This is a genomic window from Streptococcus sp. 4094, assembly GCF_013277125.1.
Lineage (GTDB): Bacteria > Bacillota > Bacilli > Lactobacillales > Streptococcaceae > Streptococcus.
Map to the genome: position 1 here is coordinate 1 of NZ_VMMI01000023.1, position 23672 is coordinate 23672.

The window sequence follows — 23672 nt, forward strand, 5'->3', positions numbered from 1 at the left end:
CGACGTTGACGTGGTTTGAAGAGATTTTCGAAGAGTATTAAATCTAGGTTTGCTAGATTCACTGCTACTATCTATTTATTCGGAAAAGAAAGGAGAAAGTTAAAAATTTTTAGACTTCACAGGTTGAAATTTACATAAAAAAGCAGCTGATTCTTTTTTTGATTCTACCATATTTCTAGCGATTACTACTATAAATAGGATACATTCCAGTTTCTAGTAGAAAAGGACTCTGAAAAGCAAATAAAACCCAGTATTAGGAAGAGTTAAATCTTATCTGAAAATGACTAGCTCTCAAGCTATAGTTTTGTGTCTAGATATAAGTATCACTAAGAAAAACTCCATAAGTAAACATACCGAAATTGGATGTTCCTACTATTCGAAAACCTCTTCAAACTACGTCAACTTTGCCTTACCTACAGCTTCAAAAGGACGTTTTGAGTCATCTGCTGGTAGATTTATTCATTGATTTTCAATCTTCTAATACTAAACAAAAATCAAACAACTATAGTAAAATAACATAAAATTTGCATAAATAGATTAGGAAAATCAAAGCAACTTCTAAGAATGTTTTAGCAATCGCAGTGTACTTTCCCAGTCTCAATCCACTATAACTCTGCACATAAAAATGGAGAAGATGGAAATCCTCTTCTCCAAATATTAACTTCTTTACAAACCAACTATAGTTGACAAAGAACCTAAAATCAATTGATAACACAGAGTCAGGTCGGTCAACTCCTTCAACTGTAGCCCTGTCAATTCTTCCCACTTATCAATCTTGTATTGGAGAGAATTGCGGTGCAGATAGAGTTTCTGGGCTGTTTTAGTGAGAACAGCACTATTTTCCCAAAGAGAGAGGATGATTTCCTGAATCTGATCTTGATCCAAAATCATCTGGTGTAGACATTCCTTGATTGGCTTCAAGTCTACAATTCTTTCCCCCATACTCCAAAGATAGAGTTGTGAAAAGGTATGAACACCTTGGTGACCCTGACGCCACCAAGTCTTAAACAAATCCCGCTCCGCTTTAATCAAGTCTGATAGGGCTTGATAGCCTGTCTGAGACCAAACCTGACCCAACATGATTGACAGACGAAGGCCAAAGTCATACTCAACCGCTTCAATCGTATCACTTAAAATAGCTCGTACAGAGGTGTATTTGTCTTGTTGAAGCACGAAAACATAATCCTGAGCTCCGACCTGAAGCACCGTCTGACAGTTGGGAAAAAGAGTCCGCATCATATCTAGCCAAGAAGCCAGATTTTCCTGCTGAAAATAGGAAAGATGACAATAAACCAGCTGAATTTTTTTAAAAGATTGCGGTGCCTGACCCTTGCCCTCAATCAGATAGGAATACCAAGGATTGAGCGAACGAGCCTGCTCCTGTTGGGTCAAGAGGGCAACCAACTGCTTTTCACGCTCACTGAGACCAGATTTCTCCAGCAAAATCCACTGCTGAGAAGCTAAAGGGAGCGTGAGATAACCCTCTTTCTCTACTGGCTGGTCTGAAATCTGAGCTTCAGGAAACCAGTCTTGTAGTTCTTTTGCCATCATGTCCTAACCCTCCACTTTTTGGATGCACCACAAAATCAAGCTCTCAAGACGTTCCAGATTTTCAGTCATATGGAGATAGCCCATGACTGCTTCAAAACCTGTGGACATACGGTAAGTCACCACATCAGCATTTTTAGCCTTGGTGTGACTATTGGTATTGCGACCACGTTTGTAGATTTCTTCTTCTTTTTCCGTCAGGACTTGCTCCTCTAACATAAGGGAAATCAGGCGAGCCTGAGCTTTGGCTGAGACATACTTGGTCGCTTCTTGATGGAGTTTATTGGGTTTGGTCATACCTTTTAGAATGAGGTGACGACGTATATACATAGAATACACCGCATCCCCCTCAAAAGCTAACGCAATCCCGTTAATGAGATTGACATCAATCACGTGTCCACCTCACTCCATCTTTGGTGTCAAGGAGCTTAATCCCTTGAGCAGCCAATTGATCACGGATCTGGTCCGCTATTGCAAAGTCACGATTGGCACGCGCTTCTTGGCGTTTTTGAATCAAGGCTTCAATCTCTGCATCCAAAACTTCCTCAACAAAGACAATTCCAAAAACTTCCAACATATCCGCAAGAGCTTGCTTGACACTTGCATCATAGTTGCCGGAATTGATCCACTTGGCCATTTCAAAGACGACTGTGATGCCATTGGCAGAGTTGAAATCCTCATCCATTGCTGCTACAAACTTATCTTTAAAGGCCTGTAACTCTTGAGCATCTACAGTTCCAGTAAACGGTTTCTCGTAAGTATTTTTAAGATACTTGAGATTGGTCTCAGCATCACGCACTGCTTTTTCCGTAAAGTTGATAGGCTTGCGGTAATGCTGAGTCGCAAAGAAGAAACGAAGCACTTGCCCATTAAGAGTTTTAAGGGCATCGTGTACGGTGATAAAGTTCCCCAAAGACTTGGACATCTTGACATTGTCAATATTGACAAAGCCATTGTGCATCCAGTAGTTGGCAAAGGTCTTGCCTGTTTTTGCTTCTGACTGAGCAATTTCATTGGTATGATGCGGAAACTCCAGATCGGCTCCGCCACCGTGGATATCAATGGTATCGCCCAAAATCTCTGTTGACATGACCGAACACTCAATATGCCAGCCTGGGCGACCAGGTCCCCAAGGACTGTCCCAAGAAATCTCGCCTGATTTGGCAGCTTTCCAGAGGGCAAAGTCTACAGGATTTTCCTTACGAGCCGTTTCTTCATCGGTACGACCTGAAGCCCCCAGCTCCAAATCTTCTAAGGTTTTATTGGCCAACTTGGCATAATTGTGGGATTTTTCCACACGGAAATAAACATCCCCTTGACTCTCGTAGGCAAAACCTTTTTCAATCAAGTCTTCCACAAAGCGGATAATGTCAGCCATAAACTCCACCACACGCGGATGGCGAGTTGCAGGCTTCACGCCTAAGGCCGTCACATCCTCACGAAAGGCAGCGATATACTTGTCCGCAACCTCCTGAGGTGTGATACCCTCTTCCTTGGCACGGTTGATAATCTTATCATCCACGTCCGTAAAATTGGAAATATAGGCAACCTCGTACCCACGGTACTCAAAATAACGACGAATAGTATCAAAAGCCACCGTTGAACGGGCATTCCCCACGTGGATATAGTTGTACACGGTTGGCCCGCAAACATATATCTTTACTTTGCCGTCCTCAATCGGGACAAATTCTCGCAAATCACGAGACATGGTGTCGTAGATTTTAATCATAAAATAATAGTCAGGAAAGCCAAAATCCGAGAACAGTTAGTTTCATCACTAAGAGTTCAAGTAAATTTCAGTCCGAATCTCTCTACACTTCGGAATCCCTTGCTCCTTTCTCATTCAGATAAACCACCTGGGTCTGTTTGACAAAGCCAATTTTTTCATACAAACGTTTGGCACCTACATTGCTATCTTCCACTGCAATCTGAAATTCCTTATCATTTTGCTCAATTAGTTGGTTGACAAGGGATTTTGCTAAGTAGCTTCCATAGCCTTTTCCACGTTCAGGTTCCGATATTGCTAAACCGTAGAAGTAATTCGTATCGCTCGATAAATCAACCGTGCAAGTTCCAATAACCTGACCGTCTTTTAATAAAATATATAGGCGGCTTTCTGGATCTTTCAGAGCTTCAGCGACATATCTATCTACAACTTCTCTAGACTCATGTTCCTCTGAGAATGCCTGAAATTTTAATTGACCAATTTGATCCTGATGCGAACTATCTGCTAACAAAACTTCAAGATGGGAAAGCTTTGCTAACGGATAAGGTCTTCTATCCTTACCTAACCAAGTTTCTGTCTCTTCATCCTCGACCAATCCCCAGTTGCTAACAAAATTAGGATGGCGGTCTAGAAAAACACGCTCTGTCTGAAAAGTGACTGAACAAATAGAGAAAGAAGCTGTTTCTCTCTCAAAACTAGTAAACAATGCACGCGCAATTCCCTGACGGCGATAATTGGGATGAACCAGTATCGTCACTTCTACATCTTGATCATCTGCATAGACAGTTAATAAACCAACAAGTTCGCCTTTTTCATAATAAAGGAAAAAGGCGGGCATGTTTGGGTCAAAATTAAGCATGTTAGAAAGATAGGGATCACGATAGGTACCGTCATAGTTTTGGCAACAGTTAATTAGTTTTTTCGCCTCAGATAGCTCCTCTTGGCTTAACTTGTTTCTTGCTTGAATCATATAGGTATCCTCTACAACCCAGACGATCTGTGACTGGCTTCTTTAGCCTGCTCAAGTTTATTGACGTAGTATTCTCGTTTTTCTTCGACTTCGTGAATGACCGGTTCATCCTTTTTACCATGAAGGCGGACAATCTTAGCCGGAATACCGACTACTGTCACATCACTAGGTACGTCTGCCACGACAACTGCTGCTGCACCAACCTTGGCATTTTCACCGATTTCTACAGGTCCAATAACTTGGGCATGGGCTGATATGAGAGCTCCCTTTCGTACAGTCGGATGGCGTTTGCCACAGTCTTTCCCTGTTCCACCAAGAGTCACTCCGTGGTAAAGCATAACACCTTTTTCAACAATAGCAGTCTCTCCGATAACCAGGCCTGAACCATGGTCAATAAAGACTCCAGAGTCGATTTGGGCACCTGGATGAATCTCAATCTGAGTCCAAAAGCGCCAAAACTGACTGTGCATACGAGCCAAGAGTTTGAAGCCATGCTTCCAGAGAAAATGCGAGAGACGGTGGGCCGCCAAGGCCTTGACACCTGGATAAGTCAGCAAAACCTCTAAAGTGGTGCGGGCCGCTGGATCATTTTCTTTTACGATATCAATGGTTTCGCGCCACCATCCCATACATTTCTCCTTTTCTTATTCTGAATCTTTTGGTGTTTCTGTAAATTCTTTCTTAGGTTTGTGATCCTTGTGATGACGTGGGCGGTGAGGACGCTCTGATTTTTCACCTTTTTCATCACGTTCAGGTTTTGGAGGACGAGGAAGAAGGGCTTTCATAGAAGCATCCACACGTCCTTTTTCATCAATCTTGATAACCTTAACATCAACTTCGTCTCCGATGGCTACCAAGTCTTCGACATTATTGGTACGCGTCCAAGCCATTTCAGAAATGTGAACGAGGGCATCTGTCTTGTCAAAGAGGTTGACAAAGGCACCAAATTTCTCGATACGAACGACTTTAGCACGGTAAACTTCATCCACTTTGGCTTCACGAACCAAACCAGCAATAATCTCTTTAGCACGGTTAATAGCATCTTGGTCGCTAGAGTAGATAGACACATTTCCTTCTTCGTCGATATCAATCTTAACGCCTGTTTCAGCGATAATCTTGTCGATGGTTTCTCCACCCTTACCGATGACAATCTTAATCTTGTCCACATCAATCTTGATGGTATCAATTTTCGGAGCAGTTGGAGCCAATTCTGGACGAACTTCTGGAATGGTTGCTTCAATCACATCAAGAATTTCAAAACGGGCTTTCTTGGCTTGGGCAAGAGCCTCAGTCAAGATTTCTGCTGTAATCCCTTGGATCTTGATATCCATTTGAAGGGCTGTAATCCCGTCACGAGTACCTGCAACCTTGAAGTCCATGTCTCCAAAGTGGTCTTCCAAACCTTGGATATCTGTCAAGACTGTATAGTTGTTTCCATCTGAGATGAGACCCATGGCAATCCCTGCTACTGGCGCCTTGATTGGCACACCACCAGCCATAAGGGCAAGCGTTCCCGCACAGATAGAGGCTTGAGAAGAAGAACCATTTGATTCCAAGACTTCTGCCACCAATCGGATAGCATATGGGAATTCTTCCAAACTTGGCAAGACTTGAGCAAGAGCACGCTCACCAAGAGCACCGTGACCGATTTCACGACGACCTGGCGCACCGTAACGACCAGTTTCCCCTACAGAGTATTGTGGGAAGTTATAATGGTGCATAAAGCGTTTCTTATACTCTGGATCCAAACCATCAATGATTTGAGTTTCTCCCATCGGAGCCAAGGTCAAGACTGAAAGAGCCTGAGTTTGTCCACGAGTAAAGAGACCGGAACCGTGCACACGAGGAAGGAAGTCAACAACCGCATCCAAAGGACGGATTTCATCAACCTTACGACCATCAGGACGTACCTTATCTTCTGTGATCAAACGGCGCACTTCAGCGTGTTCCATTTGTTCCAAGATTTCAGCCACATCACGCATGATACGGTCAAATTCTTCGTGGTCCGCATATTTTTCTTCGTAAACAGCAGTTACTTGGTCCTTAACTGCTTGAGTTGCAGCTTCACGAGCCAATTTTTCTTCTACTTGGACCGCTTTTTGGAGGTCGCTGTTGTAGGCTGCGATGATTTCAGCTTGCAAGTCAGCATCCACATGAAGCAATTCTACTTCTGCTTTTTCTTTACCAACAGCTGCAACGATTTCTTCTTGGAAGGCAATCAATTCTTTGACTGCTTCATGCCCTTTAAGGAGAGCTTCCAGCATGATTTCTTCTGACAATTCTTTAGCACCAGACTCAACCATGTTGATGGCATGTTTGGTACCAGCTACTGTCAATTCAAGGAGAGATTGCTCTGCTTGTTCTTGCGTAGGGTTGATAATGATTTGACCATCTACATAGCCCACTTGTACCCCAGCGATTGGGCCGTCAAATGGAATATCTGAAATGGAAAGTGCCAAGGATGAACCAAACATAGCAGCCATTGGTGCAGAAGCATTTTCATCATAAGAAAGCACAGTGTTGATGACTTGTACTTCATTACGGAAACCTTCCGCAAACATAGGACGGATTGGACGGTCAATCAAACGCGCTGTCAAAGTCGCATCCGTTGAAGGACGTCCTTCACGTTTCATAAAGCCACCAGGAAATTTCCCAGCCGCATACATTTTTTCTTCATAGTTGACTTGGAGAGGGAAGAAGTCCCCAGTTGCCATCTTCTTAGACATCACGGCAGCAGTCAAGACAGTTGACTCACCGTAACGCACGACAACAGAGCCATTTGCCTGCTTAGCAACCTGACCAGTCTCTACAATTAACTCACGACCCGCAAAAGTCGTTTGAAACACTTGTTTTGTCATTTTAATCCCCTTTGGATTGATGAAATTATACGCCTTGCCTACAAAAATCAAGATACTAAGGGCGTGAAGAATCCCGTATGAAAATAGGAGATTGACGCAGTGTACCATGTACACCAGGAAATCTATCTTTTTCACTAGGGATTTAGCCCGTGTTCAATTACTCAAGATACAAATCATTAGAAAGGTTTGATGCTAAGCCTTCAGTTTAAATTCATTGTATTATTTAATACCCTCATCTTTGTATCAAGTACGTACAGAGTCTATTTTATCATATTTTTCTTAAAAAGTGCGGTCTTTACCATGAAAAAGGAACCATTCCCCTCACTTGAGAAGAATGGTTTGCTTTTTATTATCCTAGAGACTGATGATTAAACAAGGCATGGGTCGCTTGGTGGATGTATTTTGCTGTATCCGCATTGTTCATGGTGTAGAGATGCACACCAGCCACATCCTGAGTTACCAAGTCCACGATTTGGTCCACTGCATAGGCAAGTCCTGCTGCTCTGAGCGACTCAGGGTCATGCTCATACTTGTCTAAGATGGCTTTAAATTTACGTGGAAGGTGGATATTCTCACAAGTCTTCAAGAGGCGGAGAGCCTGATTTCGATTCAGAATTGGCATAATCCCTGCATGAATGGGAACATCAATCCCAGCCAAGATGCACTTGTCTTGGAAATCATAGAAACGCTCATTGTCAAAGAAAAGCTGGGTTACAAGGCTCGAACAACCTGCATCTACTTTCTTCTTAAGATTTTGAATATCTGAAATCTGATTTGGCGAATCCGGGTGACCTTCTGGATAACAAGCACCAACAATATCAAAGTGAGGAGCTTGTTCCTTGATGAACTCAATCAAGTCAGTTGCGTAGCGGAAATCCTTTTGAGGTTCCACATCAGGAATAATATCCCCACGAAGAGCCAAGATTTTCTGCACCCCAACCTTGTCCAAGTCGGCAATCGTTTCAGCAACCTTGTCCTTAGTCAAATAGATGGCTGGCAAGTGAGCAATAGTCGGAATCGCCAAGTCATTTTGGATAAAGTCAGCCAAACGAACCGTCGTTTCCTTGATATTAAATTTATTATTGCTAGCAGTTACACTGATAAAGTGAGGAGCCAACTCCTGCATATCTTGAAGAGCAGAAATAATGTTATCATTACCCACGGCTGGGTTTGGAGGGAACACTTCAAATGAGAGTGACGGTGTTTGGCGTGACATAGTCATTATCCTTTTCTAGTTGATTTTTTTCGTTAGCTGAATTCCTAGAATCCAAGTGAAACAGGCAGATTGATCAAACAGCGCTTCTTGAGAAATCCTTATCTTACAATTTCTCACGCGCAGCTTTAGCTGCTTCAACAAGGCGGATCAAGCTTTCTTTTGTTTCTGGAATACCACGTGTTTTCAAACCACAGTCAGGGTTGATCCAAACTTTCTTGCTTGGCACTTTAGCAAGGATGGCTTCGATTGTGTGGTCGATTTCGCCTTCATTTGGCACACGAGGTGAGTGGATATCGTAAACCCCAGGTCCCACTTCTGTTTGGAAGTTTTTCGCTTTGAGTTCGTCCAAGATTTCAAGGTTTGAACGACTAGCTTCAAAGGAAATAACGTCTGCATCCATGTTATCGATAGCTGGGATGATATCTGTAAATTCTGAGTAACACATGTGAGTGTGGATTTGTGTGTCTGGCGCTACTGTTGAGTGTACCAAGCGGAAGGCAGGAATTGCCCAGTCAAGGTAGTCTTCGTACCAGTCGCTACGACGGAGTGGCAATTTCTCACGAAGAGCAGCCTCATCGATTTGGATGATCTTCACACCAGCAGCTTCAAGGTCAAGTACTTCATCCTTGATGGCAAGGGCGATTTGAAGAGTAGAATCCTTGATAGAGATGTCTTCACGTGGGAATGACCAGTTGAGGATGGTAACAGGTCCAGTCAACATACCTTTAACAGGTTTGTTTGTACGGCTTTGTGCATAGCTAGACCATTTAACAGTGATAGGGTTGAGACGAGTGACATCACCCCAGATGATTGGTGGTTTCACTCCACGCATACCGTATGATTGTACCCAACCATTTTTAGAGAAGAGGTAACCTGACAAGTTTTGACCGAAGTACTCAACCATGTCATTACGCTCAAATTCACCGTGAACAAGGACATCAAAGTCAATATCTTCTTGCCATTTGATCCATTCATCGATCGTTTCAGCAAGGAAAGCATCGTACTCTTCTTGAGACAATTCATCTTTACGGTAAGCCAAACGTTTAGCACGAACTTCTTTAGTTTGAGGGAATGAACCGATAGTAGTTGTTGGAAGAGCTGGAAGTTTGAAAGCTTCTTCTTGGATGGCTTCACGTTCTGCAAAGGCTGGCAAACGAGTGTAGTCTGCATCCGTCAATCCAGCGATACGAGCACGAAGCTCCGCATTTTCACCAACACGCTCAGTCGCAAAGAGTTCTTTGTTAGCTGCAAGTGCTTCTTCACCTTGACCATTGCGGATAGCATCCAAATCACGAATCTCATCCAATTTTTCAACTGCAAAGGCAAAGTGGTTCAAGATTGCTGGCTCAAATTCTTCATTAGCAGTTGTAAATGGTACATGAAGAAGTGAGCATGAGCTTGTCAATACGATGTTTTCAGCTGGGATTTGCTCAAGAACAGCCAAGCTCTTTTCGTAGTTGTTACGCCAGATATTTTTACCATTGACAATACCTGCATAGAGAGTCTTGTCAGCTGGGAAGCCACCTTTAACGAGTTCAAGAGTTTTCTTACCTTCAACGAAGTCCAAACCGATAGCATCTACTGGCAAGTTTACAAGGTCAGCGTAAACGTCACGAACGTCACCGAAGTAAGTTTGAAGCAAGACTTCAAGACCTTTTTTGTCAGCCAAGAGTTTGTTGTAGAGGTTCAAGAAGAGAGCTTTTTCTTCAGCTGTCAAATCTTTGACAAGAGCAGCTTCATCCAATTGGATACGAGTCGCACCAAGTTCTGCCAATTTAGCAAAAACTTCTTGGTAAGCAGCCACTAAGCTATCTACGAAGTCTTCTGCTTTCACACCTTCTTCAAAGTCTGACAATTGAAGGAAAGTGAATGGACCTACAAGGACAGGACGAGTGTTCAATCCAAGTTCTTTGGCTTCTTGGAACTCATCAAAAATCTTGTGACCTGCAAGTTTAACTTGAGTATCTTTTTCAAATTTAGGAACGATGTAGTGGTAGTTAGTGTTGAACCATTTCTTCATTGGAAGGGCGCGAACGTCCCCTTTTTCTCCTTGGTAACCACGACCCAAAGCGAAGTAGCGCTCAAGGTCAGACAAGTCCAAGTTTTGAACTGAAGCAGGTACCACGTTGAAAAGGAAAGCTGCATCTAGGAAGTTGTCATAGTGAGAAAAGTCATTTGATGGAATTTCAGTGATTCCTTTTTCTTTGACGATGTTCCAGTGTTTAGCACGCAATTCTTTTGCTGCTGCCAAGAGTTCTTCTTCTGAGATTTCTTTTCTAAAGTATTTTTCAGTTGTAAATTTTAATTCGCGGAATTCGCCCAAACGAGGGAAACCGATGATTGTAGTTGACATGATGTGTCCTCCAAAATTTGTTGTTGAAACTATCTTAACAGAAAAGAAATCATCTGTATAATTGTAAAAAATTAGGCTTTGATATAGTTTGAAACTATATCTCTGTTTTAAACAAAAGAAAAAGACTTGAAACAAATGCCTCAAATCCTTTGTGTAGCTTGTTTTTTAACTATATTTCCGTTAGACTGGCCAAACGCGTTATTAGTAATTCTTATAAGTGACTATGACTTGTTATTAGAAAAGACTATAATACTCTTCGAAAATCAAATTCAAACCGCGTCAACGTCGCCTTGCCGTACTCAAGTACAGCCTGCGGCTAGTTTCCTAGTTTGCTCTTTGATTTTCATTGAGTATGAGTCTACTCTAATCAACTCTTTTCCTGTTCGAGGGGGACGACTGCTAGTGTCTTTCCTAAACTGGCTAAAACTTTCAAGACTGTATCCAACTGAGGACTTGTCTTGCCTGTTTCCATCCTAGCTATGACAGGCTGGCTTACTCCACTGAATTCTTCCAGCTTTTTCTGGCTGATTCCTTGGTCATGCCTAGCCTCAATCAGCTCACTCATGATAGCCACTCGCATATCACTTTCAAGAATTTCCTCCTTTGTAAAGAGTTGAGATCGGACATCCTTCCAGTTACTCCCAATAGCACTATTCTCCATCACTTAGCCCTCTTTCTTTTACGTCTATGTATAATGAGCGAATTATGATTCGATAGATTGACCAGCGGGTTTAAAGTTGGAACTAGCTTGTTTCTTAAGCGCTTTTCCTTTTCTAGGATAGAGCAGATCCTGTTTTGATAATCCTAATTTTCCATGATGAATCCAATAGTAAATGGTTGAAATTCCCACGTTAACGCCCTTAGCCATCACCATCATTTCAGGCGAAAATTTTTGGTTATGATAGTGGAGAATCTTTTCCTTTAGTTCCTTGGTCAAGCTTGATTTCTTGACCGAGCGCTTGCGATTATTTTCATAAAATTGTTGAGCGTAGTCGGCAGAGTAAAGCTCTTTACCCCCCTTTCCCAAGACATTTTCGGACTGTCCCACGCTTGATTTCAGTATGGATGTTTGAGGAGCTTTTCCAAATAGAGAGGCAATTTCTCTATTTGATTTTCCTTCTTTTTTCCATCGTTCGATTAAGCAACGACTATCGATTGTCAAATGTTTGCCTTTTGTAGTATAATTGTCTTGCATTTCTGTGCCTTTTAATCATTTCAATCTTAAATTGGACTTTTTTTACTTGGGTTGTACTTAATCTATGAGGAAGACAAGAAAAAGAATATCAATCAAGTAAAGTCACAAAATCACATTAGCTCCGAGCAACCATTGCAAATTGAGGTACTCATACAATGATTAAAACATTTCTTTCTGCCCTTTCTGTCATTCTCTTCGCTATCCCTATCATAGCTTATTCTTTTTTCCCATCTTCTAATCTTAATATTTGGCTATCTACCAGACCTATCTTGGCACAGATTTATGCCTTCCCCTTAGCTACTGCAACTATGGCTTCTATTTTAAGTTTCGTATTTTTTTCCCTATCTTTTTACAAGAAAAATAAACAAATACGGTTTTACTCTGGCATTTTGCTCTTATTATCGCTCATATTACTATTATTCGGAACAGATAAAACCCTTTCTTCCACATCAAATAAGACTAAAACCTTAAAATTAGTAACTTGGAACGTCGCTAATCAAATAGAAGCACAACATATTGAGCGAATTTTTAGCCATTTTGATGCTGATATGGCTATATTCCCTGAACTAGCTACCAATATCAGAGGTGAGCAAGAAAACCAGAGAATCAAACTATTGTTTCATCAAGTTGGACTTTCTATAGCCAACTATGATATTTTTACTTCTCCACCTACTGACAGTGGAATAGCTCCTGTGACTGTGATTGTCAAGAAAAGTTATGGTTTCTATACAGAAGCTAAAACTTTCCATACAACACGGTTCGGGACAATTGTATTACATTCGAGAAAACAAAATATACCAGATATCATTGCTTTGCATACTGCTCCTCCTCTGCCAGGTTTAATGGAAATCTGGAAGCAAGACTTAAACATCATTCATAATCAATTGGCTTCAAAATATCCAAAGGCTATTATTGCAGGTGATTTTAATGCAACTATGCGTCATGGAGCACTTGCAAAAATAAGCTCTCATAGGGACGCATTAAATGTACTACCACCTTTTGAAAGAGGAACTTGGAATAGCCAAAGTCCAAAACTTTTTAATGCAACGATAGATCATATCTTATTGCCTAAAAACCACTACTATGTTAGAGATTTAGACATTGTAAGTTTTCAAAACTCTGATCATAGATGTATTTTTACAGAAATCACATTTTAATTATTTTATACTCTTCGACAATCTCTTCAAACCACGTCAGCGTCGACTTACCTTAGACATATGGTTACTGACTTCGTCAGTCTTATCGTAACCGCCCAATAACGAAGTATATTGAAAAATCTCCAGACTAGAGAACTCACGGATAGTTCCTAATCTGGAGATTTCTTATTTGCACTTTTCTTGTACAACTTTAGTCCATGGTAAATAAGCCTCTAAAACCTCTTTGTTTACGAGAGTTTCCTCGTTTGGAAGACATTCTAGAAGATAGGATAGATATTTCTCGCTATTTAATTGATGACGTTTAGCTGTTTCCAACAAACTCATAATAATAGCTGTTGCTTTAGCTCCTTCAAAACTTTGAGAAAACAACCAATTTTTACGTCCCATAACCAATGATTTAATGGCGCGTTCAGCTAGATTATTGGAAAGGACCAGATGCCCGTCTTTCAAAATGGTCTTAAAGGTTTCTTCATACTTGAGACTGTATTCAATTGCCCTTCCTAGTTTTGAACCAGGTAAAACTGACTGACGCCGACACCAAGCAAAGAAGTCTTCCATTAGGGGTTGGAGCTCTTCTTGACGTTTCTGTAGTCGTTCATCAGCTGGCAAAACCTCCCAGTCTCTCTCCAAGGCAAATAACTGGTCACAATAAGCTAAACCTTTAGCTCCTAAGGATGACTTATCTGCTTGCTTGGGGGTGGATTCAAAAAACTTCCTTCTCACATGCGCCCAACATCCAACAAGTTCAGCTTCTTCCAGTTGACGATAAGCAGACCACATGTCACAATGCACATATCCAGAATAATCTCCTAGGAATTCTTGTACTACTGAACCACTTCGACGCTGATCATGGTGGTACAGCGTGATTGCTTGCTTCTCAGCTTTCCCAGACAAAAAAGTCCAATAGTAGGTCAGATGGCTATCACTCTCTAGCACTCTATAAGAAGTTTCATCCGCATGAAGTAAGGGCTGAGTCAATAGTTTCTCTCGCAAGAGGTTATAGAGGGGCTCCAAATAGTATTGACTCGCCTTGATATGCCAATTAGAGATTTCCTTACGTGTGATTGGTAAACCCATCCTAGCCCAATCTTCTTCTTGGCGATAATTGGGGACCTTCAGATTGAACTTCTGATGGATGGTGTGAGCGATTATAGAAGCTGAGCCAAGGCTATGCGCCAAAGGGGCTTTAGGAATAGGAGCTTTCACAATTTTATCACTCGGATTTTTCTCACTGCATGCTTGGCATTTGTAAGAGTGTTGGATATGATCTATGCGTTTTAATTGCGCAGGAATAAAGACTAATTCTTGGCCTTAAAGACTCGCTCCAATCTCTTTTAGCTCTCCCTGACAGTCAGGGCAAATGCAATCCTCTAAGCGATGATGGAGTTCTTCTGAATCGAATTGGGCAAGAAGAGCTTGACGTTTCCCTTTAGCTTTCTTACGTTTATAGGTGATTTCTTCTCTTTCAACTGGGAACATCTCCATCTTCATCAGATGAAACTTCCTCCTCAAAAAGGCTGACTTGTCCAGATGGACAAACACTTTTCTCAGAGGATTTTCCATAGAGCTTTTGCGTTAGATAAGCCACTTGTTCACGCAGAAGGGCAAGTTCATTGGTGAGACTATCAATTGTAGCACTCTGTTGTTGAATGATTTTTAATAAGTCTTTCATCATCTTCCCTCTCTGTTTTCTAACTTTATTATACTAAAAAGAAAGTCCTCATTTCAATAGAAATCACGACTTTCTGATGAATTTATTTTTGGAGTGATAGAAAAGCCCTTCATCAGCCAGTCTACTTGTTCAGGTGTGAGAGCTTTGACATCCTTTTCTGTACTTGGCCAAGTCAACTTACCGTTCTCAAAGCGTTTATATAGTAGCCAAAATCCTTGACCATCCCAGTAAAGAGCTTTAAAGCGGTCTTTACGTCCACCACAAAAGAGAAAGACTTGACCTGAGAAAGGATCCAATTCAAAGTGGGTTTTAATGAGATAAGCCAGTGAATCAATGCCTTGTCTCATATCCGTTTTCCCACATACGAGATAGACCTGCCCTAGACTAGATAGATGAATTGTCATAGAGCAACACCTTATCCAAAAGCTGCTCTATCATTTCGAGATTGAGAGATTGAAAAAAACTTACTTCAAGCTTGCCAATACGAATTTTAAGCAGAATATCATTTCTCTTTTTAGAATCAAAACGACGAGATTGTGGAATCTCTACAGGAACAATAGGTTGTGGCATTAAAATATCCTCCAATAGTTTTACTTTACTAATAGTATACAGGAGGTCTTCCATGAATGATAGATACCTTGTTATGACGCGCTTACACTGTTTTGAGCTGACTTCGTCNNCGGCTAGCTTCCTAGTTTGCTTTTTGATTTTCATTGAGTATTATATAAAATCACCCCTCTAGTGTTCATAAACTAGAGGGGGAATTTGTATCATACTATCGTTTAACGCACTTCTGCGTTCACTTTTTCTTCAAGTGATGCTTGGATTTTTTCCATGTAGCGTGCGACTTCTTCGTCCGTTAAGCTGTCTTCTGGATTTTGGAAAGTCAAGCTATAAGCCATTGACTTCATACCAAGTCCCAATTTTTCGCCTGAGAAGACGTCAAAGAGTTTGATATCTGTCAAACGTTTCACACCGGCAGCTTGGATAGCATCTACAACTTCTTGGTGAGTCACTTCTGCCTTGAGAAGGAGGGCAACGTCACGGCTAACTGCTGGGAATTTAGTGATTTCCACAAATGGAGCAGCAGGTTGAAGAGCAGCCTCGATGGCTGAAAGGTTGAGCTCAGCTACATACGTTTCTGGAATATCGTAAGCCTTAGCAGTGACTGGATGCACTTGGCCAAGGAAACCAAGAACTTGGTCACCGAGTGAAATGACTGCTGTACGACCTGGATGAAGGCTAGCGATTTCAGATGTTGCTGTATAGGTCACTTCTAGTCCCAAACGAGCAAATAGCGCTTCTAGGATTCCCTTAGCATAGAAGAAATCAACTGGAACTGCTGCTGTTTGGAAATCTTTTTCAGCAACCAAGCCTGTCAAGGCAAAGGCAAAGCTGTTGATTTCATTTGGAAGTTCTTCTTTTGGATTACCTGTTTGTTCAAAGACTTTTCCAATCTCGTAAAGGGCCAAGTTTTTGTTCTTACGAGCTACGTTATAAGCCACCGTATCAAGGATACCAGAAATCATATTTTGACGGAGGACAGAACGGTCCACTGTCATTGGCCACATGAGTTCAGTAAGGTTACTTGGTTGAGCCGTAAACTCAACTGCTTTTTCAGGAGTTGTTAGAGCATAGGTGATGATTTCTGTCAAACCTGCTCCTTCAGCAATCGTACGAACTTGGCGACGGAGTTTTTGTGTGGCAGTCAATTCACCAGCTGTACCATCGTCTTTTGGAAGGCTGGTTGGCAAGCGGTCATATCCATAGATACGAGCGATTTCTTCAAAGAGGTCCGCTTCGATGGTGATATCCCAACGGCGACGTGGGACGCTGACTGTAAAGCTGTCTGCATTTCCAGAAAGACCAAAGCCAAGACGACGGAAGACGTCTTCTACATCAGCATAAGAAAGCTCAGTTCCAAGGACACGGTTAACGTCTGCAAGAGTTGAAGAAACTTCCACATCAGAGATATCAAGTTCACCCGCTGAAACGATGCCCTTACGAACCGTCGCACCTGAAAGTTCTGCCATCATGCTAGCTGCCGCATCAAGGGCTTCGTTAACAGTTGCCACATTGATACCTTTTTCAAAGCGAGAAGATGACTCAGAACGAAGATTGAGACGTCCGCTAGTCTTGCGGATTGATTTTCCGTTGAAGACTGCAGCTTCAAGGACGACACGACTAGATTTCTCAGAGATTTCTGTTGCTTGACCGCCCATGACACCTGCAAGGGCTACTGGCTTGTCTGCGACAGTGATAACTAAGTCATTCATGTCCAAGTCACGTTCTTCACCATCTAAAGTCACCAATTTTTCACCAGCACGCGCTTCACGCACACGGATGTCTGTCCCTTCAAAGGTATCCAAGTCAAAGGCGTGCATAGGTTGACCAAAGTAGAGAAGGATATAGTTGGTCACGTCCACTACGTTATTGATTGGACGGATACCTTCGTTCATGAGAAGGTTTTGCAACCATTGTGGACTTGGTGCGATAGTCACATTGTCCAAGATACGAGCGGCATAGTAAGGCGCCTTGTCTGTCTCAATGCCCACAGAAAGAGCATCTGCTGCAGCTTGGTCAGTTTCTGAAAGAGTAAATTCTTTAAAGTTGACTGCCTTGTCATAGATGGCCGCAACCTCGTGAGCCACCCCACGCATAGAAAGAGCGTCCGCACGGTTAGGTGTAATTGAAAGTTCGATGATTTCATCATCCAAGTCTAGATATGAGAAGACTTCCTCACCTGGAACGGCATTTTCTGACAAGATTTGGATGCCATCTGCGAATTCCTTAGGCACAACTGAGTCAGAAATTCCCAATTCGCCAAGCGAACAGATCATTCCAAGTGACTCTAAACCACGGATTTTTCCTTTTTTGATTTTGTAGTTGTCAGCGATGCGAGCTCCCGGAAGAGCCACCATAACCTTGATACCAGCACGCACATTTGGGGCACCACAGACGATTTGACGGGCTTCTTCTTCGCCAACGTTAACCTGACAAACATGGAGGTGAGTTTCTGGCACATCTTCACAAGACAAGACCTCACCGACGACAATTTTCGAGAGACCAGCAGCCGGTGATTCGACACCTTCTACCTCGATCCCTGTAGTTGACATTTTTTCAGCCAACTCTTGTGATGGCACATCAATGTCCACCAATTCTTTTAACCATTTATAAGATACAAGCATAATTTAGTTCTCCAGAATGACAGTTGCCACTCTAGTTCTTTTCCTTTCCTATCATTTCAATAGAAGAATCATCTTCTTACCTTAATTTCTTTTTCAGTAACCAATCTGTATCTACTTTTTGACCAACCATAAAATGATGTTGGCTAAATTTTTCAAAACCATATCGATTATAAAACGCTTGAGCTTTTGTATTATGCTCCCAAACACCTAACCAAGCCCAGGAAAAACTATTTTTGGTAGCAAGTTCAAGAGCAAATTCAAACAGTTGCTTACCGAATCCAAATCCTTGGAATTTTTGTAGCACATAGAGGCGTTGAATTTCAAAAGCATCCTCTAATTCTCTCTCACTCTGAGCACTTCCCCAGTTGACTTTGAGAAAACCAGCTATCTCCTCTTCATGCATAATGAAATAGGTTTCAGATTCTGGATTTTCCAACTCAGTTGACAAAACTCTCAAACTATAAGCATCTTCAAAGTATTCCTGTAACTGCTCTTCCGTATTATCATGAGCAAATGTTTCACGAAAGGTTTGTTTGGCAATTTTAGCCAACACCTCAACATCTGCCATTTCTACTTTTCTAATCATTATTTAAACTGCTCTGAGAAGCGAACATCTCCTTGGTAGAAGCCACGAATATCGTTGATTCCGTAACGGAGCATAGCTACACGCTCTTGTCCAAGACCAAAGGCAAATCCAGAGTAAACAGTCGCATCGATACCACTCATTTCAAGGACACGTGGGTGAACCATACCGGCCCCCATAATTTCGATCCAACCAGTTTTCTTACATACGTTACAGCCTTCTCCACCACACTTGAAGCAAGAAACATCCACCTCAACAGATGGCTCTGTGAATGGGAAGTAGGATGGACGCAAACGAATTTGACGCTCTTCACCAAACATTTTTTGGACAATCAACTGAAGGGTTCCTTGAAGATCAGCCATAGAGATATTTTTCCCAACAACCAAGCCTTCAATTTGGTGGAACTGGTGACTGTGGGTCGCATCGTCCGTATCACGACGGAAGACACGCCCTGGCGAGATCATCTTCAAAGGACCTTTTGAAAAATCATGGGCATCCATAGCACGCGCTTGAACTGGAGACGTGTGAGTACGGAGTAAGATTTCTTCTGTGATATAGAATGTGTCCTGCATATCACGGGCTGGGTGGTCTTTGGGAAGGTTCATACGTTCAAAGTTATAGTAGTCTTGCTCCACTTCAAAACCATCCACGACTTGGTAACCCATCCCAATGAAAATATCTTCGATTTCCTCACTGGTTTGTGTCAAAACATGACGGTGACCAGTCGCAACTGGACGACCTGGAAGTGTCACATCGATACTCTCGCTAGCCAGTTGAGCCGCGACTTTCTTTTCTTCCAATAGTTTAGCTGTTTCTTCAAAAGCTGCTGTCAAGACATCACGAGCTTCATTGACGTGTTTCCCAATGATTGGACGCATCTCAGCAGAAACATCTTTCATCCCTTTGAGGATTTCAGTAAGCGAACCCTTTTTACCAAGGACAGAGACACGCAAATCTTGCATCTCTTTTTCATTTTCAGCAGTAATCTGCTTCAAGCTAGCCAGCGTTTCTTCACGAAGTGCTTTTAATTGTTCTTCAATAGTTGACATAATTCCTCCATCAGTCGCTCGTAGATAAAAAGAAAACCACATGCCAAAAACTCCACTCGGAGCGTTGACACGCGGTACCATCCGTTTTCATCTGACAAGTCAGACCTTCATTTCTAAATCCATGCGCAAGTGAATTCACCCAGCTTTCATATAGAGAGCTTGCAGTCACGGCTCTCCTCCCTGATATACTTCCCTTGAGTTACTAGTTTTGCAGATTCCTATTCAATTACTACATAGTTTATCAGATTTTTACCATTCTTGCAAGACCTATCTCACTTCTGCTTGTTAGATGTGATTCGAATGTGATAATGGCAACAGTCTCACTAAAGAAATGAAAATCATACATAGAAATTTTTAAAAATTTTCTCTATCGTAAACCTGCCACTAGTTCAGAAACTATACTAGCTGATTCCAAACGTAGTATGGTCATTTCATCTACCTTCCCTAATAATGGCATTGCGCCATACCAAACAATGGTCTTGTTTACCAAAAGAATGGGCGTGACTATTTTTGATTGAGTAAAAGATACTTTAATTTTCTGGCTCTTCATCTGGTCTATCCATGTTTTATTTGCAACCGTCTCTGGTATACATATCTCAATTTGACTAAGCCTAAATTCTTTTAGAAAATTCATCAGTTTTGTCTGGTGCACATAAGGTAAAATAAGCAGACATTCCTGTCTTTCCCCTGCTAATACTCAATGAAAATCAAAGAGCAAACTAGGAAGCTANNGCTGACGTGGTTTGAATTTGATTTTCGAAGAGTATAAGTCCTCTCTCAGCACATTCTCATATCTACTATCAACATAAACGAATGGTTTCTCCTCACCCTCGATGACACGATAATCCATTTTTCGATAAGCTACTTGTCGTTTCTGAAACATCTTTTCTAAATAAGGAACATGAATATCCACATAATCGAAAATACGCACCAAAGACTTATCCTTGTAGTTTCGATGAATCCGACCTGCATACTGAATCAAATTATTTTTCCAAGAAAAGGGCGCTGCCAAGATAAGCGTGTCTAGCTGAGGCAAGTCAAAACCTTCGCCAATGTATTTTCCAGTAGACAACAAAACAAACCCTTTATCTAGCTGTTCTAATGTCTTCAATAAACTTGTTCTCTCTTGGACTTTGGTTTTTCCGCTAATAATGTAACAGTCATCAACCTCTTTCTCTTTCAATAACTTTTCAAAGACATCTATCTGTTGAATTCGATTGACTAGAACCAAGATATTCCGCCCTTCTGCCACTTGGTCTAGAATATCCTTGAGAATCATCTGATTCCTCACTGAGTCTGTCGCAATCCAATCACTAAGCTGTATAAAATTACTTGCTTTGGTCTTTTCAATCTCCAAATGACCAAAAGAAGTGAATCTTAATTGCAATTGCCGTTTAAAATCCGTTTCCCTCTTATCAGCAGTATGGAGTATCTCACCAATTCTCTGAAAAACAATAGGTTCATGACCATTCTTACGTTCAGGCGTAGCCGTCAAACCGTAAAGATACTTCCCTCTAAACTGTGCCACAACTTTTTCAAACATCAAAGCAGAGACATGATGACACTCATCCACAATCATCATCTCATACTTATCCAAAAGACTTTGACTATTTTCCAACTTAAATAGAGATTGGATCATAACGACATCAACCAGTCCACTCAGCCATTTCTTAGTCCCACCGTACTGCCCAACATAGCCTATTACCTTTTCACGACCTGATGCCGTATAACGGGTAGCTTCTTCCTCTTCGAAAGTCAAAAAATGGTTTAAACGATCCAGCCATTGGTCTAAGAGTTGCTTATTATGAACTAGGATAATTGTTTTGGCCTTCCTTTCAGAGATGAGAGCAGCACCTAAAACGGTCTTCCCAAAACCAGTCTCCGCATGGAGTAAGCCATTTTCTTTGGAAATCATATCTGACAGGGCTAACTCTTGCTCAAAAGTGAGTTCTCCCTTAAATTCCACTCTAATAGACCTTTGTACCTTTCTCCTATCTTCCACAGATACCTGCTTAAATTTATCTTGCAATGGATACAGCAAGCCTCTTGGCAGCCATAAATAATGATAAGATTCTCCAAATAAATACATTCGCTCAGGAATTTGATAGGTTGGCTGTCGCATAGCCTGCTTTAAATAAAATTCGGGATTAGAAAATGAAGCCATATTTTTCAAGAAAAACAGTGTCTTGGGTGTCACAGACGATTTTTCAAGTTGGATCATATTGGATAAGACGACCTTCAACTCCTTATCCAATTCTTGCTTGCCTAACTCCTCTTGGATTAACAATGCCACTTTAGCAGTTGAAACCCTCTGAATTTCTTGTAGATACCTCCATTGGTCTTCATAAGGCTGAAACTGTTCATCCACAAAGACCGTTCTCCCTTGATGGTAAGCTTCTCCTTGAAAAGGCAAGGCAATCAAATTTCCAAATCCCCCCTTAGGAAGGACATCCTGATTTGGAAACATGCGATCAAAAGAATCAAAGGACAGTTGCATACTTTCCTGCATTGCCAGTTCTAACAGTTTCTTTCCAAACAAGCGAGCCTCTCGACTCGGAATCGCTTCCTCAAAGAAGAACCAAATATGGAGTCCGTGACCCGAACGAGAAATCTCTAAATGGGCTTCCATCTGGCGTTCCCTGGCTATTCTTCGAATGGTTAAACCAGCTTCTTTCCAATCTCCTTCATCAAAATCCAGTACCAAAAAATAACAGCTATCATCTAAGTGCATAGGAAAGATACCGATAGCTGTCTCCCCACGAAAATGAGATTTCAAAACGGAGTCCGTTAATGTCTGGAAACTCCGTTTTTCAGGCGGCAACTGCTTCCAACCATAATCATAGGATGGAAAATACTGAATTTTCCCTTGATCATTGATAAAACTCTTAGCATAAACATCATAACGGCCAGCAAACACGGAGGTAAACAATTGTAATTTTTCTTGCGTCGTCAAGCGACTACGTTGAAGTTGGAACATCTCCTCGAACTGAGAGCGTTCCATAACAAACTGACTCTTGTCTTTAAGACGTTTACACAAGAAAAACTCACTATCCCCATTAAAAGAAGAAAAGACATCAAGTACTTCTACCACAATTCCATCCAAAGACACAAAAACAGCCATAAGAGTCACCTCCTTGATTCCTATAGGCTGATTATAACAAGAATAGCTGAAATTGTACACGAAAATAAAATCCGAATAGCACTGAAAGTACGAGATAAATAGAGTTTAAACGAGCAATCTATAAAATTAAAAAAACACATATTATCAAGCGACCTAAATCTTTGATGATATGCGTTTTCTTGTAGGAATATTTACTTCATTTTTTTCCTAAAATTCAATGTTTACTCAGTATTAGGATTTTTAAAGATCGAGTTCTAGATACATCTTTTCTGATGACAGATCATTTTGACCACCGAGCAAGAGATTTTCAAAAAAAGCTGTTAAAAACTCAGGACGTCGCTGTAAAATCTTTGCATTATCTAATACCAAGGCATCACGAAAATACTTGGCATGTTGCTGAAATGGTGTATTATCAATATCAAAACCAAACTCACGAAGATACTGAATCAAAAAAACCGTTACTGTCCGGGTGTTTCCTTCACGAAATGGATGAATCTGCCAGATTCCTGAAATAAAATGTTGGATTTTTTTAATCACATCCGCCTGAGTTAGTGTCGCATATGCAACTTGTTTTTCCTGATTAAAATCATAATCCAAGGTCATTTGAATCATAGAGTAATCAGAGTACACAACACTTTCACCACTCAAAACAGGTTCATTCTTTGTGATATTGGTCTGACGAAATTGCCCCACTGGAATAGAGGACTCAAATATATCTTGAAACAACTCCTTATGAATAGCAAGTAAGGTCGCAGGACTAAAGCTAAAGCCTCTTCGAGATAATAGTTCCACGATACGAAGAGAAACCAAGTCTGCCTCCTCCGTACTTGCATCAATGGTATGATGATAAACCGTTGCATCCTCATAAACCTGCTCATAAGTCAGTTCTCCCCGAGACTGTTTCTCAGCCAAAGATTCCATATACGCTGATGGCACTAGATTATCAACTTTCTGCAGACCAAAACCAATCTGCCATAAGTCACGCTTAGCTTCATAAGACAAGTTTGGGTGGTCAATGTTGTAAGTTGGTTGCATA

At 41.4% G+C, this 23672-nt stretch carries 17 protein-coding genes and 3 pseudogenes; 1 reads left to right on the forward strand and 19 read right to left on the reverse strand.

Features of this window, described 5'->3' with window-relative positions; all coding sequences use genetic code 11:
• Positions 1-666: 666 nt before the first annotated feature.
• The 10 genes and pseudogenes from HT721_RS06180 to HT721_RS06225 all read right to left on the reverse strand — a co-directional run.
• Positions 667-1551, reverse strand: a complete 885-nt coding sequence (locus HT721_RS06180; RefSeq protein ID WP_050260955.1) for a PucR family transcriptional regulator — start codon at positions 1549-1551, stop codon at positions 667-669.
• A gap of 3 nt (positions 1552-1554) precedes the next feature.
• The gene (locus HT721_RS06185) at positions 1555-1941 is read right to left on the reverse strand and encodes a Mini-ribonuclease 3 (protein ID WP_045604720.1); all 387 of its coding nucleotides are present in this window, start codon (positions 1939-1941) and stop codon (positions 1555-1557) included.
• A complete protein-coding gene (gene cysS / locus HT721_RS06190) occupies positions 1934-3277 on the reverse strand; it encodes a cysteine--tRNA ligase (protein ID WP_173212691.1) in 1344 nt (447 codons plus the stop codon). Before cysS ends, HT721_RS06185 begins: the two co-directional genes overlap by 8 nt.
• An 82-nt stretch (positions 3278-3359) precedes the next feature.
• Positions 3360-4244, reverse strand: coding sequence for a GNAT family N-acetyltransferase (locus HT721_RS06195; RefSeq protein ID WP_173212693.1), 885 nt, complete (start codon positions 4242-4244; stop codon positions 3360-3362).
• Between the two features lie 11 nt (positions 4245-4255).
• Complete coding sequence (gene cysE, locus HT721_RS06200) at positions 4256-4873, reverse strand: serine O-acetyltransferase (RefSeq protein WP_120164262.1); 618 nt, start codon at positions 4871-4873, stop codon at positions 4256-4258.
• A 15-nt stretch (positions 4874-4888) separates the two neighbouring features.
• Positions 4889-7102, reverse strand: coding sequence for a polyribonucleotide nucleotidyltransferase (gene pnp / locus HT721_RS06205; protein ID WP_000166424.1), 2214 nt, complete (start codon positions 7100-7102; stop codon positions 4889-4891).
• A gap of 349 nt (positions 7103-7451) precedes the next feature.
• Positions 7452-8318 (reverse strand): methylenetetrahydrofolate reductase [NAD(P)H], encoded by an 867-nt coding sequence (metF, locus tag HT721_RS06210; protein WP_000089966.1) that lies wholly within the window; start codon positions 8316-8318, stop codon positions 7452-7454.
• Positions 8319-8421: 103 nt separating this feature from the next.
• A complete protein-coding gene (metE, locus tag HT721_RS06215) occupies positions 8422-10671 on the reverse strand; it encodes a 5-methyltetrahydropteroyltriglutamate--homocysteine S-methyltransferase (protein WP_173212695.1) in 2250 nt (749 codons plus the stop codon).
• 367 nt (positions 10672-11038) lie between these two features.
• Positions 11039-11332, reverse strand: coding sequence for a helix-turn-helix transcriptional regulator (locus HT721_RS06220; protein WP_112445038.1), 294 nt, complete (start codon positions 11330-11332; stop codon positions 11039-11041).
• A gap of 48 nt (positions 11333-11380) precedes the next feature.
• Positions 11381-11866: pseudogene (locus HT721_RS06225) on the reverse strand (helix-turn-helix domain-containing protein); the annotation flags it as partial.
• 155 nt (positions 11867-12021) lie between these two features.
• On the opposite strand from HT721_RS06225, the gene HT721_RS06230 reads away from it, so the two are divergent.
• Complete coding sequence (locus HT721_RS06230; protein WP_173212697.1) at positions 12022-13023, forward strand: endonuclease/exonuclease/phosphatase family protein; 1002 nt, start codon at positions 12022-12024, stop codon at positions 13021-13023.
• 165 nt (positions 13024-13188) lie between these two features.
• On the opposite strand, the pseudogene HT721_RS06235 reads toward HT721_RS06230, so the two are convergent.
• The 9 genes and pseudogenes from HT721_RS06235 to HT721_RS06275 form a co-directional block, all read right to left on the reverse strand.
• Positions 13189-14514: pseudogene (locus tag HT721_RS06235) on the reverse strand (IS66 family transposase).
• A complete protein-coding gene (locus HT721_RS06240) occupies positions 14489-14695 on the reverse strand; it encodes a transposase (RefSeq protein WP_050167145.1) in 207 nt (68 codons plus the stop codon). Before HT721_RS06240 ends, HT721_RS06235 begins: the two are co-directional and overlap by 26 nt.
• Positions 14696-14748: 53 nt before the next feature.
• Complete coding sequence (tnpB, locus tag HT721_RS06245) at positions 14749-15099, reverse strand: IS66 family insertion sequence element accessory protein TnpB (protein ID WP_023941878.1); 351 nt, start codon at positions 15097-15099, stop codon at positions 14749-14751.
• Positions 15080-15265 carry a hypothetical protein gene (locus HT721_RS06250; RefSeq protein ID WP_001136123.1) on the reverse strand — a complete coding sequence of 62 codons (186 nt, stop codon included), beginning with the start codon at positions 15263-15265 and terminating at the stop codon, positions 15080-15082. Before HT721_RS06250 ends, tnpB begins: the two co-directional genes overlap by 20 nt.
• Positions 15266-15477: 212 nt before the next feature.
• Positions 15478-17883, reverse strand: a complete 2406-nt coding sequence (gene pheT / locus HT721_RS06255; protein ID WP_173212699.1) for a phenylalanine--tRNA ligase subunit beta — start codon at positions 17881-17883, stop codon at positions 15478-15480.
• 76 nt (positions 17884-17959) lie between these two features.
• The gene (locus HT721_RS06260; RefSeq protein ID WP_173212701.1) at positions 17960-18469 is read right to left on the reverse strand and encodes an N-acetyltransferase; all 510 of its coding nucleotides are present in this window, start codon (positions 18467-18469) and stop codon (positions 17960-17962) included.
• On the reverse strand, positions 18469-19515 hold the full coding sequence (gene pheS, locus HT721_RS06265; protein ID WP_000103743.1) for a phenylalanine--tRNA ligase subunit alpha: 1047 nt from the start codon (positions 19513-19515) through the stop codon (positions 18469-18471). Before pheS ends, HT721_RS06260 begins: the two co-directional genes overlap by 1 nt.
• 367 nt (positions 19516-19882) lie before the next feature.
• Positions 19883-22636, reverse strand: a pseudogene (locus HT721_RS06270) (DEAD/DEAH box helicase family protein).
• 240 nt (positions 22637-22876) lie between these two features.
• The gene (locus HT721_RS06275) at positions 22877-23671 is read right to left on the reverse strand and encodes a Fic/DOC family protein (protein WP_173212705.1); all 795 of its coding nucleotides are present in this window, start codon (positions 23669-23671) and stop codon (positions 22877-22879) included.
• Position 23672: the final 1 nt, after the last annotated feature.